Genomic DNA, 12,768 nt, shown 5'->3' on the forward strand with positions numbered 1-12,768 from the left:
GACTTTTTTTCTACACTCAAAAAGGCTCCATAATCTCCACGGTGGTTTTACCCACTACAGAAATTATAGAGCCTTTCTTTTCCTCAAAATCAGCTAACAAAAAAGACTCCACTTTACGTGGAGCCTATTTGAATAGTTTGAACAGAGTTTTCTACGATATACAGGATAATTACAATAAGTGGTATTCGTGGAAGAGTTCTTCGATATAAGTGCCCTTAATCTTCTTGAGGGTTTCTTTAAGAATGGCTCTTTCAGCCCAAGGAAGGTCAAGTTCATCCAATGATTTTTGGTCGTTCAAGTAATAGAAGGCGTTTAATAGCATGCGCACGTCAAAGGCAGAAGCGAATACTTCTGGCACACCACGGTCAACATGTAACAAGGTGTAAACAGCTTCCATAGCGGTTCGAACAGAGTATTCTGTTGTAAAGACAGTATCTCTTGGGGTTTCGGCGTAATTTCCGATAAAGGCAAGGTTTTTACTGTGTTTTGGAACAACTAATGGACGGTCTTTGCTGCCACGTGGCATGAAGTAAGTGGTGATGTACGGCATGTGACAGGGAATGGTTGACGCAGCACTGGCAATGTCTTCAATTTGGTCTTCTGGCACACCAATATGGTAAAGCCATTCTTCACAAAGTTCCTTACCGCTACATTCATCAGGACGTTTGGCAATGTAATTACCTTCGCGGTCAGTGTAAAGAGCGTAGAGCCAAACAACAAGTTCGTTTTCTTTTTGAACTTGGAAGTGTGGTTGACGGCTGATAGAATAACCTAACAACCAGTTAGAATCCTTGATACTGGTTGGTCCACTTGTAACGATAGAACCGCTGTAAGGGTCCTTATGGTTGATGTTTTCAATGTAAGGAGCCACGCGTTTATCTTTGAAAGTGATTGTCGCAGAAATGGTCCAGTTGCTATCAGGAATGTTTTCACAGAATTTTTCAGGGTGACCGAAGTCGCTATCTTGAGCGGCTAATTTCTTCCAAAGTTCCCAGCTGGCACCAAGTGGATGTTCGACAGGAGCAGGGTGGTCATTGTCACCAAAGGTAGAACTTTCAGTGATCGAACCATTTGTAACAAAGACAAGGTCGTCTTTGCTCAATGAAAGGCTTTCGCGTTCACCATCTTTAACCCATTCAATTTTAGTGGCGATCTTATCATTTCCAGAGCGGTTGACCAAGATGTTGGTAACGGTTGTATTGTATTGGAAATCAACGCCTTTTTCTTTCAAGAAGTGAACAAGAGGCAAAATCAATGATTCGTATTGATTGTATTTGGTAAATCGAAGAGATGAAAGGTTCTTCAATGTCCCAACGTGTTGGATGAAACGCATGAGGTAACGACGCATTTCCATCGCACTTGCCCAAGGTTCAAAGGCAAACATGGTACTCCAATAAAGCCAGAAGTTTGATTCAAAGAATTCATCGCTAAAGACTTGATTGATTTGGACATCGTCTAGTTGGCTTTCGGGTATCAAAATCAAGTGAATGATTTCTTTAATAGCTTTTTCAGAAAGGGTTAATTGACCATCGTCAGGAATGGCTTTACCACGTTGATGAATGGCACGTGTCTTAGCATAACTAGGGTCTTCTTTGTTTAACCAGTAAAATTCATCCAAAATAGAATGTTCAGGATTGTCTAAAGATGGAATGGAACGGAATAAATCCCAAAGCACTTCAAAGTGAGGTTCCATTTCACGCCCACCACGGATGACATAGCCTAAACGTTCATTTTTAATCCCATCCATGCTACCACCTGGTAGCCCTAATTGTTCAAGGATGTGGATGCGTTCGCCTGGCATTTGTGCATCACGGATAAGGAAAACAGCTGTTGACAAGGCAGCTAGACCTCCACCGACAATGTAAGCCGATTTGTTATCGACATCTTCAGGTTTTTTAGGACGAGCAAAAGCTTCGTAATTACCATTTGAATAATACATACATGTCAACTCCTTATCTAAATTCATTCTCATTAAACCCCATTATGAGAAAAAAGAACATAGACAAATTGTGGAAAGTGTATAGATGTTAGACACTTTGGTAGATGTGTCTAGTTATAATTGCTCAAGGACACGGCTGATGTGTTGCGCTAATGCTTCAGGATTTTCTTTTAAGCCAGAATCAATCCAGTCTAAAACAAAACCGACCAAAGCGTATTTGTAAAAATTCACACGGTAATCTAGCTCTGTTCCGCTCAAGTTTGGGTGTTTTTCTTGTACGATTGGATTGATAAAGCGGTAAATGCGGTCATATAAAAAATGCTCCAGATAATTGCGGTTTACAGAATAATAGGTGTTGCAGACAAATTGCCGATTGTCTTGAATGTAATGAAAAATAGCCAAAAGCTCTTCTTGCCAGGTGCCTGAGTTGGCAGCTTGATTTAAAATCGTATCCCCATCCATGATGTAAATACGCTCCAAAAGGTCGTACAAATCATTGAAATGGTAGTAAAAAGTTTGGCGGTTGACATTGAGCTTTTTGACCAATTCGGTAACGGTCACCTTATCAAAGGATTTGTCCTGCATGATGTCTTTTAAGGCCTTGGCAAAGGCACGTTCTGTTAAATTATTCATAATGTCCTTTCTTGATTCGGTCTTCATTGTATCATGATTTGCCTAGAAAAACCTGAAAAAAGAGAAGTCTCTTGCGGTATGGTATAATAAGATGATTAGAAATACGAAAACGCTTTTAAAGAGATGATATGGGCATTTTAGGATAAAGAGAAAAAGATTGAGGAGGTTGGTCATGGCAAGGGTTTATGTGGCAGATGATGAGAAGAATATTCGGGACTTGATTGCTTCTTTTTTGTGTGAACAAAGTTTAGAGGTAGAGGTGTTTGAAACAGGGGACCAGTTGTTTTTGCGCTTTTTGGAGGAAGAAGCGGATGTAATTATTTTGGATGTGATGATGCCAGGCACCAGTGGCATAGACATTGCTGCTCGTATTCGAAAACAATCAGATGTTCCGATTATCTTGTTGACGGCGCGTGATGGGGACGAGGACTTTTTGCAGGGCTTTTCAGCAGGGGCAGATGATTATTTTACCAAACCGTTTTCCTCTTTGAATTAAGCTTGCGGGTGAAGGCGATTTTGAGCCGTCATGCCACGAGTTCTAAAAAAAGCGACGCGGATGTGATTGCCTACGAAGGCTTGACCTTGTCAGAAAAAGAACGGCTTGTCCTTTACAAGAAAGTCCCATTGAAACTGACCAATACAGAATTTGAGTTGTTGAAAATGCTCCTCAAACATCAAGAGGAGGCCATTTCTCGCCAAGACCTGCTCCAGCAGATTTGGGGTTATGAGGAAGATGTGGAAACGCGTGTGACAGATGACACCATCAAACGCTTGCGAAAAAAATTGAGGGAGGTTGACAGCCATGTCCTTATTGAAACGGTTTGGGGTTATGACTTCAAACTCACCAAGAAATAAGAAGAGTCAGCTAAGGGCAGACGATTTTGGCAGCGACAGGTGCGTTTTCGCACAACTTTGTTTGTGCAACCTCTAGCCATTCTCATGCTGTCATTTATCATGATTTTGCTGGTTTTTAACACGCTTTTGCGTATTTTTATCGCTGAGCAAGCCATTACGGCCATGCAAATGCAGTACGCCACTCTGGATGCCTATCATTCAGGGGAAAAATCACCTCAGAAAACCACGGGCAATATCTTTGAAACCACTTATGTAATCGTAGATGACCAATTTGACATTCAGTACATTTCGGCTTCTTTGTACGATTTATCAGAAAAGACGATTTCCAAAAAAGTGGTCGATGATTTTATCAATCACCCCAAGGCAGATTGGTCCTATCGGGAGTCGTCCAATTATTTTCTAGCGCAATTGCACCAATTTCGAAAAGTCAGGGTAGATGGCGCCAGCTACATGGTCAAGATGAAAAGTTATTCTGGGCAATTAGAGGGAAATTATATTGCCAAAAGTGACGCTCAATCGTCTAAATATTATGTGTTTGTATTTGCTAATGTTACTCCCATCGAAGAATTTGAATCCTACATTAACATCTTGTTGTTGGTCATGGTGATTGTGGGCTTGGTAGCTAGCCTTAGCATTTATGTGACTTCACGAAAATTGGACCGCAATTTTAGCAATCTCAAATCTTATATTTTACGCCTTGGCAATCGGGAAAAAATGGAGGACGACCCACATTTTGCCTACCATGAATTTAACGAGGTCCGCGAAACAGTGGACCACATGAGTGATTTGATTGACGCCAACCAACGCAGCCAGCAGCTCTTCTTTCAAAATTCCTCTCATGAATTGCGGACGCCTCTCATGTCTATTCAAGGTTATGCTGAAGGGATTCGCGAGGGGATTATCCCCAATACGCAAGAAGCAGCTGGTATTATTGTTGATGAGAGTGATAAAATGGCTCATTTGGTTGAGGATATGCTGACCCTATCCAAGATGGAATCTATTCAAACCCAGTTGCATCTGGAGCCTGTAAACATCACAGATTTGCTTTATGACGTGACTTGGCGATTAAAAGCGACCGCAGATGAGCGTGGCCTTGTCTTTGTGCACCACTTTAGTTCTGAAGAAGTCGTGATAGAGGGTGATGAGAAGCTATTGGAACGCGCTGTTTCAAATATTGTGTCCAATGCTATCCGTTATGACAACAAGTACCTGACTATTTCAGTTGAGCAGCTGGAAACGGGTGTTCGTATCGAGCTGGCAAATGACGGTGAACCCATTGCTGCAGATGACCTTGAGCATCTTTTTGAACGCTTTTACAAGGGCAAATCAGGGCAATTTGGGCTCGGTTTAGCCATCACTAAAGAAATCATCGAACGTCATCAAGGCACGATAAGAGCCACTTCTAACGAGGAGAAAACCTGCTTTATCATTGATTTGCCAAATACCCAAAAGCATCTATGAGTTTTCATGGGTGCTTTTATCGTCGCAAATGCCAAAAAACTTGCCACAATTTTGCCGCAACTTTTCAAGACTTTGACCAAGATTTCTAAAAGAGCCTTAGGTTATAATAGAACCATACGGCAACGGTGTTCTTGTTAAAAGAATACCACGTAGAAATCGAATAGAACGCGAGGAGATATGATGACACAAGTTGGCAAACAACGACAATACATTCAAATCTTAACAGGTATCGGAGTGGTGATTTCGATTGCCTTGTTCATTTTCTTTCAGCAACACCAAAGTTACTTTCAGGTGGGCGGCGCTTTCCAACAATACCTCGGTCAAATGGGCTTACTAGCACCCATTATTTTTATCCTAGCACAAATGGTTCAGGTGGTTTACCCTATTATTCCTGGGGGCATGACTAGCGTCATTGGTTACATTGCGTTTGGTCCAATTTGGGGCTTTGTCTATAACCTCACAGGTATCTTTTTAGGGTCCCTCATGGCTTTTGCCTTGGCAAGACGTTACGGGGAAAATTTTGCCAGAGCCTTTGTTTCAGAAGAAACGTATAACAAATATATTGGTTACTTGGATAAAAACGATGGTAAATTTTATGAGAAATTTCTAGGTATTGCCTTTGCTCTCCCTGGTTTTCCAGATGATTTTTTGTGCATGGTTTCAGGTTTATCCCAAATGACCTTTAAGCGATTTACCTTGATTTTCTTGCTGACAAAGCCAGTTACCTTGTACCTATATACCATCGTTGCTTACCAAGGCTTTGGCTACTTGCTTGCCTTGTTGCGTTAATAAAAAAGCTTATTCAAATGAATAAGCTTTTTTGATAGGTTTTTATTCGGCAGCTTTTTCCCATTTTTTGGCTAGTCGTCTTGAGAAAGTTGAAATCGAAAAGTTGATAACAAAGTAAATCGCTGTGATAAACGCATACAAGGTAAAGACTTGACTAGGTTCAAAATAGCGTCCCATCAAGATTTGGCTTTTCCCAAATAATTCTTGAATGGCGATAACCGAATACAACAATGACGTGTCTTTGATGACCGTTACAAACTGTGAGATGATAGCTGGTAGCATTTTGCGGAAGGCTTGAGGGAAAATGATGTAAACAAAGATTTGGAAAGAAGTCATTCCTTGTGACAAGCCAGCCTCGGTTTGCCCTTTATCGACCCCATTTAGCCCACCACGGATGATTTCAGCTAAAGCCGCAGAGGTAAAGACGGTAAATGCCGTAATCCCAGCTGGAGTGGATTTCATTTGGAAAACCAAGAAAATGATGAAAATCCAAAGCAAGTTAGGAACGTTACGGACAAATTCGATGTAAATGCTTGAAATGATGCGAAGAACAGGATTTTTCCCATTACGCATCACGGCTAAAACTGTTCCAATAAGCGTTGATAAAACAATGGAAATAAATGAAATATAAAGCGTTAGCTGTAATCCTTGGAGGATAAAGCTAATATTCGTCGGTGTTAATACTGACATTTAGATTCCTCCTAAAGTGAATATGAGCGTTTGTTCTTTTCTTCTCGACGGCGTGCCCAAGTTGCAAGTGGGAAACACATGATGAAGTAAAGAACCGCCGCTCCAGCAAAGGCAGGAACGTAGTTAGTTGTTTCATAGGCCCAAGCTTTGGCTGTGAACATGATGTCTGCCCCAGAAATGATGGCAACCGTTGACGTATTTTTGATAAGGTTTACCACTTGGTTAGTCAACGGTGGTAAAATCGTTCGCACCGCTTGTGGCAAAATGATGAGGCTCATGGTTTGATTGTAGCTAAAACCTTGTGATAGGGCAGCTTCTGTTTGCCCTTTTGGCACGGCTTCAATCCCAGAACGGATAACCTCAGCGATATAAGCCCCGTGGTAAATGCCCACACACAAAACCGCTGTGAAAAAGGTTGAAATCATGATAGCCCCATTTGAGATAATGGCAAGTCCATAATACACAAACACGAATTGGACCAGCAGTGGGGTATTTTGGAAAATCTCAACATAAACCCGTGCAATCCCTTTTAAGACCTTGCTTTTAGACGAAGACATGGCACCAAAAACGACGCCCAGCAAAAAGGCTAAAATCAAGGCACAGGCTGACATACTCAAAGTATATAGAAACCCTTTTGCAAATTCACCGAAATTGGCAAAGAAATCTGCCCAACGTGAGAGCGCAAAAGGACTAGACGTTAATAAAAACATACGTTTCTCCTTTCTTAATTCTCGCTCGGTGTTGCAGGTGTTAGATGATATTTGTCATATAATTTTTGCAACTCTCCGTCAGCTTTCCATTCTGAAAGCAAGGTGTTGATATCGTTAATCAAGCCTTGGTTGGCTTTGGTCGCCGCGATACCATATTCTTGGACGTTAAATCCTTGGCTAAGGATTTTGGTTTTCTTGCTGACGTAACCACTCAAGATAGACTTATCCACAGAAAAAGCGTTGATGCGGTTAGCATAAAGCGAAATAGCCAACTCAGGATAAGAACCCAATTGCACAAATTTAAATTTGAGATGGTGGGCTTTGCCGTATTCTTCAATAGCTGCTTTGGTTGTTGAACCTTGTGCCACCCCAATAGTCAAGCCATTTAAATCGTCAATGGTTTTATAGCCTTTTGAACGGTCAACAAGGAAGCCAATCTCATCGTAGTAGTAAGGCTCTGAAATGGCATAAGATGCTTGACGTTCTTTGGTAATGGTATAAGTCGCAATCAAAATATCAATTTGCCCATTGTCCAAAAGGGCTTCACGCGTTTGAGCTGTTACGGGTGTGAATTCTACTTTCACGCCTAATTGTTTAGCGATTTTTTTCCCTAAATCAATTTCGAGCCCTTCGTATTGGCCAGCCTCGGCAGAATAATAACCAAAGTTTGGCACGTCTTGTTTGACCCCAACTTTTAACACGCCTGCTTTTTGGATTTTTTGAATGGCTTCTGAACTGCTATCGTCTGCTCTGACCTTACTTGAAAACAGGGTCAAGCTGATTAGTGCCATAACAGCGACAACTAGCATTCTGGTTAATTTCTTCATATCAGTGAACTCCTTTATTCTTGGGCAACATTGTCGCTGGTATGATTGATGACTTTACTTAAGAATTGTTTGGCGCGAGGCTCAGTTGGGTTGTCAAAGAAGCCTTTGACGTCTGTGGTATCCACTAGAATTTTACCTTCTGCCATGAAGATGATGCGGTCCGCCACTTCGCGCGCAAAGCCCATTTCGTGGGTTACGACAATCATGTTCATGCCTTCTTTGGCAAGGTTTTGCATAACGGCAAGCACGTCCCCAATCGTTTCAGGGTCAAGGGCTGAAGTCGGTTCGTCAAATAAGAGCAATTCAGGCTGCATGGCTAATCCACGAGCGATAGCCACACGTTGTTTTTGCCCACCAGAAAGCATACCTGGGTAAGAATCTTTGCGGTCCCACATATTCACATAAGTCAAATATTTTTGAGCGATTTCTTCAGCTTCTTGTTTTGATTTTCCAAGAACTTTCATAGGAGCCAAAGTAACATTTTCTAACACGGTTTTGTGAGGGTAGAGGTTGAAGTGTTGAAAGACCATGCCGACTTCTTTGCGGAGTTGCACAAGGTCTTTGGCAGACGCATTTACCAATTCATGCCCGTTAACTTTTAAGCTACCTGTTTCGATAGATTCCAAGGCGTTCATGGTACGAATGAGGGTTGACTTCCCAGAACCAGACGGTCCTAAAAGCACCACGACTTGTCCTTTCTCGATTTCTAGGTTAATATTTCTAAGCGCATGGTAATCACCATAGTATTTTTCAACGTTTTTAAATTCAATAAGTGCCACGAGTATCTCCTTTTTAAGATAGAAACAGTTAGATGTAAGCATATCTAACATAAGGGGTAAGTTAATGATATCATAGAGGGTCTTAATTGTCAAGTATTTTCAGAAAATTTAAATAATGTGTAACAATAGATATGGTGTTATCGTCAAAAAAGAGGCAAGTAAGCAAACAAGGTGATCAATATTTCCAATTGAATTCGAAATTTGTTATAATCAAGGGTAGCAGTTAGGACAATCGCTTACCGATTGTGGTGTGAGAATTTTTGAATTGTTGAAGAATGAAGAGGTGGCATATGAAAAAAATTCTTATTATTGATGATGAAAAACCGATTTCGGATATTATTAAATTTAATTTGAACAAGGAAGGTTATGAAACCATCACGGCTTTTGATGGTCGTGAAGCCTTGAAGAAATTTGAGGAAGAATCGCCTGATTTGATTATTTTGGACTTGATGTTGCCAGAATTAGACGGGCTTGAAGTGGCTAAGGAAGTTCGTAAAACGAGCCACATTCCGATTATCATGCTATCGGCTAAAGATAGTGAGTTTGATAAGGTTATTGGTTTGGAAATTGGGGCCGATGATTATGTGACTAAACCATTTTCAAATCGTGAGTTGTTGGCGCGTGTGAAGGCTCACTTGCGACGCACGGAAAACATTGAAAGTGCCGTGGCTGAGGAAAATGCCTCAACAACTGGTTCTGAAATTGTGATTGGGGATTTGGAGATTTTGCCAGATGCTTTTGTTGCTCAAAAACGTGGGGAAGATATCGAATTGACCCACCGTGAATTTGAATTATTGCATCATTTGGCAACCCACATGGGACAAGTGATGACGCGTGAATATTTGTTGGAAACGGTTTGGGGCTATGATTATTTCGGCGATGTTCGTACTGTTGACGTGACGATTCGTCGCTTGCGTGAAAAAATCGAAGACACGCCTAGCCGACCTGAATACATTTTGACCCGACGTGGTGTTGGTTATTACATGAAATCTTATGAATAAGGTAATGTTAGATTATTTTGAGCAAACGCTCCTCTTCCTTTTAGCTTTTGTAGCGGTTTATTTTGTGTATTTGGCGATTCGTGATTACCGCACGTCTCTTAATATCAGGCGTTTAAGCGGTAAGGTGCGAGAGCTGATTACAGGACAATATTCCGAAGACATTGTTATCAAAAAAGATAGAGATTTAGCAGAATTAGCAGCGCAATTAAATGATTTGTCAACCGTCTTTCGCTTAGCCCAAGAAAATTTAGCCCAAGAAAAAAATCGTTTAGCCAGCATCTTGTCTTACATGACCGATGGGGTGCTTGCTACGGACCGTGCGGGCAATATCACCATGATTAACCAAACGGCGCAGCAGCAGCTGAATTTGGAGCGCGTGGAGGCTTTGAAACTTAATATCATTGATATTTTAGGGTCGGACAGTCATTACACTTATCATGATTTGGTGTCAAAGACGCCTGAGATTGTTTTAAACCGTCGGGACGAAACGGGTGAATTTATCACCTTGCGTATTCGATTTGCCTTAAATCGCCGTGATAGTGGCTTTATTTCAGGGCTTATTGCCGTTTTGCACGACACAACTGAGCAGGAAAAAGAAGACAGGGAGCGTCGCCTCTTTGTTTCCAATGTCAGTCACGAGTTGCGGACGCCCTTGACCTCTGTCAAATCGTATCTGGAAGCTTTGGACGAGGGAGCGCTGAAAGAAGATATCGCCCCTAGCTTTATCAAGGTGTCTTTGGATGAGACTAATCGCATGATTCGCATGATTTCGGACTTGCTCAACCTATCGCGGATTGATAATCAGACGGTTCGTCTGGAAGTAGAAGTGACCAATTTTACAGCTTTTATGACCTCGATTTTGAACCGTTTTGACCAAATCAAAAACCAAGATACCATTAGTGGCAAGTATTACGAGATTGTGCGTGATTACCCTATCAAGCCCATTTGGCTGGAAATTGACCCAGATAAAATGACGCAAGTCTTGGATAACATTTTAAACAATGCTATCAAGTATTCGCCAGATGGTGGCAAAATTACGGTGAAAATGCGGACGACAGAAACCCAGTTAATCATTTCCATTTCTGATGAGGGGCTTGGTATTCCGAAAAAAGATTTGCCGCTTATCTTTGATCGTTTCTACCGTGTGGATAAGGCAAGAAGCCGTGCCCAAGGTGGTTCAGGGCTTGGTTTAGCTATTGCCAAGGAAATTGTCAAACAACACAAGGGCTTTATTTGGGCACAAAGTACATATGGAAAGGGCTCAACCTTTACGATTGTACTTCCATATGAAAAAGATTCTGAAGTTTATGATGAATGGGAGGACAATGAAGAATAGATGTCAGACAGTAGTTTTAAATATAGTATTTTAGCTTCTGGTTCAACAGGAAATTCCTTTTATGTCGAAACGCCTAAAAAGCGTTTTTTAATCGATGCGGGGTTGACAGGTAAGAAAATCACGAGTTTGCTGGCTGAAATTGACCGTAAGCCAGAGGATTTGGATGCTATCTTTGTCACTCACGAGCACTCTGACCATATTAAGGGTGTTGGGGTTCTAGCGCGTCGCTATCACCTTGACATCTATGCCAATGAAAAAACGTGGGAAACCATTGATAGCCGCCAAATGATTGGGAAATTGGACAATGTGCAAAAGCACGTTTTTGAACGTGGCAAACTCATGACCTTTGGTGACATTGATATCGAAAGTTTTGGGGTTAGTCATGACGCTGTGGACCCTCAATTTTACCGTTTGATGAAGGATGATAAGTCTTTTGTCTTGTTGACAGATACGGGTTATGTGAGTGACCGCATGGCTGGTATGATTGAAAATGCCGATGGTTATCTCATTGAAGCCAATCACGATGTGGATATTTTGCGTTCAGGAGCCTATCCTTGGAGTTTGAAACAACGCATTTTGTCTGACAAGGGACACTTGTCCAATGAGGACGGTGCCCAAACCATGATTCGCACCATTGGTAACCGCACGAAAAAGATTTACCTAGGGCATTTGAGCAAGGAAAATAATATTAAAGAATTGGCGCACATGACCATGGAAAATAATCTCATGCAGGCTGATTTTGGGGTAGGAAATGACATGACGGTCCATGATACTTCACCAGATGAAGCGACGCCATTAACAATTCTTTAAACAAAGCAAAGCTAGGTCAACCGCCTTTTGGTTGCTAGCTTTTTTAGATTGTGGAGATATTTCAAGCGAAATTGCGATTGGCTCAACATTTTTCACGACTTTTTGGTATAATAAAAAGGTCTATAACACTGTTTGTTAAGATGTGTGACAGGCAGCTTTTGTTGATGTCGGCGTTGCTAGGTCTATGTTGAAGGGAGATTTGTTGTGCAAGCTTTAAATGAAAAACTGAAGCAAGAATTTGGAATCGATTTCAAGGATAAGACGTTGTTGGAAACAGCCTTTACCCACACTTCTTATGCCAATGAACATCGTCTCCTAAACATTTCACATAATGAGCGCTTGGAATTTTTAGGAGACGCCGTTCTTCAATTATTGATTTCACAATACTTATTTAAAAAATACCCTAAAAAACCCGAAGGGGATTTGTCAAAAATGCGTTCCATGATTGTTCGTGAGGAATCATTGGCTGGTTTTTCACGTTATTGTGGTTTTGATGCCTACATCAAATTAGGCAATGGCGAAGAAAAATCAGGCGGTCGCCACCGTGACACGATTTTAGGGGATTTGTTTGAAGCCTTTCTTGGTGCTTTATTGATGGACCAAGGTGTTGAGGCGGTCAATGCCTTTTTGAACAAGGTCATGATTCCCCAAGTCGAAAAGGGTAATTTTGAACGTGTCAAAGACTACAAAACCACTCTTCAAGAATTGCTGCAAGGGCAAGGTGATGTGAGCATTGATTACCGTGTGTCTAATGAATCAGGTCCTGCCCATGCCAAGGTCTTTGAAGTGACGGTATTTGTTAATGATGAAGCCAAAAGCAAAGGTATTGGCAAGTCGAAAAAATTAGCGGAACAAGATGCCGCCAAAAATGCTTTAGACGCGTTGCAATAACTGTTTTGAAAGGAATTACGAAGGGCAATGCTCACCTATTGCAAGTG

12 protein-coding genes and 1 pseudogene are annotated in these 12,768 nt (G+C 41.4%); 7 read left to right on the forward strand and 6 right to left on the reverse strand.

What is annotated here, in order from left to right; genetic code table 11:
* Positions 1-169: 169 nt before the first annotated feature.
* Together ACFORE_RS06625 and ACFORE_RS06630 are read right to left on the reverse strand one after the other, a co-directional pair.
* Positions 170-1,939, reverse strand: a complete 1,770-nt coding sequence (locus ACFORE_RS06625) for an oleate hydratase (RefSeq protein ID WP_154455011.1) — start codon at positions 1,937-1,939, stop codon at positions 170-172.
* A gap of 114 nt (positions 1,940-2,053) precedes the next feature.
* On the reverse strand, positions 2,054-2,572 hold the full coding sequence (locus ACFORE_RS06630) for a TetR/AcrR family transcriptional regulator (protein WP_235280756.1): 519 nt from the start codon (positions 2,570-2,572) through the stop codon (positions 2,054-2,056).
* A gap of 172 nt (positions 2,573-2,744) precedes the next feature.
* On the opposite strand from ACFORE_RS06630, the pseudogene ACFORE_RS06635 reads away from it, so the two are divergent.
* The 3 genes and pseudogenes from ACFORE_RS06635 (at position 2,745) to ACFORE_RS06645 (ending at position 5,677) form a co-directional block, all read left to right on the forward strand.
* Positions 2,745-3,427: pseudogene (locus ACFORE_RS06635) on the forward strand (response regulator transcription factor).
* A 39-nt stretch (positions 3,428-3,466) separates the two neighbouring features.
* The gene (locus ACFORE_RS06640) at positions 3,467-4,888 is read left to right on the forward strand and encodes a sensor histidine kinase (protein WP_293957005.1); all 1,422 of its coding nucleotides are present in this window, start codon (positions 3,467-3,469) and stop codon (positions 4,886-4,888) included.
* Positions 4,889-5,068: 180 nt separating this feature from the next.
* A complete protein-coding gene (locus tag ACFORE_RS06645) occupies positions 5,069-5,677 on the forward strand; it encodes a TVP38/TMEM64 family protein (protein ID WP_154455037.1) in 609 nt (202 codons plus the stop codon).
* A 42-nt stretch (positions 5,678-5,719) separates the two neighbouring features.
* On the opposite strand, the gene ACFORE_RS06650 is transcribed toward ACFORE_RS06645, so the two are convergent.
* From ACFORE_RS06650 to ACFORE_RS06665, 4 genes are read right to left on the reverse strand one after another with little or no spacing between them, the layout of a single operon-like run.
* Positions 5,720-6,367, reverse strand: a complete 648-nt coding sequence (locus ACFORE_RS06650) for an amino acid ABC transporter permease (RefSeq protein ID WP_154455014.1) — start codon at positions 6,365-6,367, stop codon at positions 5,720-5,722.
* An 11-nt stretch (positions 6,368-6,378) separates the two neighbouring features.
* A complete protein-coding gene (locus ACFORE_RS06655; RefSeq protein ID WP_154455015.1) occupies positions 6,379-7,077 on the reverse strand; it encodes an amino acid ABC transporter permease in 699 nt (232 codons plus the stop codon).
* 14 nt (positions 7,078-7,091) lie between these two features.
* Positions 7,092-7,904, reverse strand: coding sequence for a transporter substrate-binding domain-containing protein (locus ACFORE_RS06660; RefSeq protein ID WP_154455016.1), 813 nt, complete (start codon positions 7,902-7,904; stop codon positions 7,092-7,094).
* Between the two features lie 14 nt (positions 7,905-7,918).
* Positions 7,919-8,683: an amino acid ABC transporter ATP-binding protein gene (locus ACFORE_RS06665; RefSeq protein WP_167829297.1), complete on the reverse strand. Its 765-nt coding sequence runs from the start codon at positions 8,681-8,683 to the stop codon at positions 7,919-7,921.
* Positions 8,684-8,973: 290 nt separating this feature from the next.
* Between ACFORE_RS06665 and yycF the strand changes: the two genes are divergently transcribed.
* The 4 genes from yycF to rnc all read left to right on the forward strand — a co-directional run bounded on the left by yycF (position 8,974) and on the right by rnc (position 12,721).
* Entirely contained in the window at positions 8,974-9,684 is a 711-nt protein-coding gene (gene yycF, locus ACFORE_RS06670; RefSeq protein ID WP_154455017.1) for a response regulator YycF, read from the forward strand.
* Complete coding sequence (gene vicK / locus ACFORE_RS06675) at positions 9,677-11,020, forward strand: cell wall metabolism sensor histidine kinase VicK (RefSeq protein ID WP_154455018.1); 1,344 nt, start codon at positions 9,677-9,679, stop codon at positions 11,018-11,020. The genes yycF and vicK overlap by 8 nt, the downstream gene beginning before the upstream one ends.
* Complete coding sequence (locus ACFORE_RS06680; protein ID WP_154455019.1) at positions 11,021-11,830, forward strand: MBL fold metallo-hydrolase; 810 nt, start codon at positions 11,021-11,023, stop codon at positions 11,828-11,830.
* A gap of 204 nt (positions 11,831-12,034) precedes the next feature.
* A complete protein-coding gene (rnc, locus tag ACFORE_RS06685) occupies positions 12,035-12,721 on the forward strand; it encodes a ribonuclease III (protein ID WP_167829298.1) in 687 nt (228 codons plus the stop codon).
* The last annotated feature ends 47 nt before the right edge of the window (positions 12,722-12,768 follow it).

The sequence above is a fragment of the Streptococcus alactolyticus genome, assembly GCF_042649785.1.
Taxonomy (GTDB): Bacteria; Bacillota; Bacilli; order Lactobacillales; family Streptococcaceae; genus Streptococcus; species Streptococcus alactolyticus.

Coding starts and splice junctions, on each gene's coding strand:
- ACFORE_RS06625 (WP_154455011.1), bottom strand. CDS start 1,939: ATGTATTATTCAAATGGTAATTACGAAGCTTTTGCTCGTCCTAAAAAA.
- ACFORE_RS06630 (WP_235280756.1), bottom strand. CDS start 2,572: ATGAATAATTTAACAGAACGTGCCTTTGCCAAGGCCTTAAAAGACATC.
- ACFORE_RS06645 (WP_154455037.1), top strand. CDS start 5,069: ATGACACAAGTTGGCAAACAACGACAATACATTCAAATCTTAACAGGT.
- ACFORE_RS06650 (WP_154455014.1), bottom strand. CDS start 6,367: ATGTCAGTATTAACACCGACGAATATTAGCTTTATCCTCCAAGGATTA.
- ACFORE_RS06655 (WP_154455015.1), bottom strand. CDS start 7,077: ATGTTTTTATTAACGTCTAGTCCTTTTGCGCTCTCACGTTGGGCAGAT.
- ACFORE_RS06660 (WP_154455016.1), bottom strand. CDS start 7,904: ATGAAGAAATTAACCAGAATGCTAGTTGTCGCTGTTATGGCACTAATC.
- yycF (WP_154455017.1), top strand. CDS start 8,974: ATGAAAAAAATTCTTATTATTGATGATGAAAAACCGATTTCGGATATT.
- vicK (WP_154455018.1), top strand. CDS start 9,677: ATGAATAAGGTAATGTTAGATTATTTTGAGCAAACGCTCCTCTTCCTT.
- ACFORE_RS06680 (WP_154455019.1), top strand. CDS start 11,021: ATGTCAGACAGTAGTTTTAAATATAGTATTTTAGCTTCTGGTTCAACA.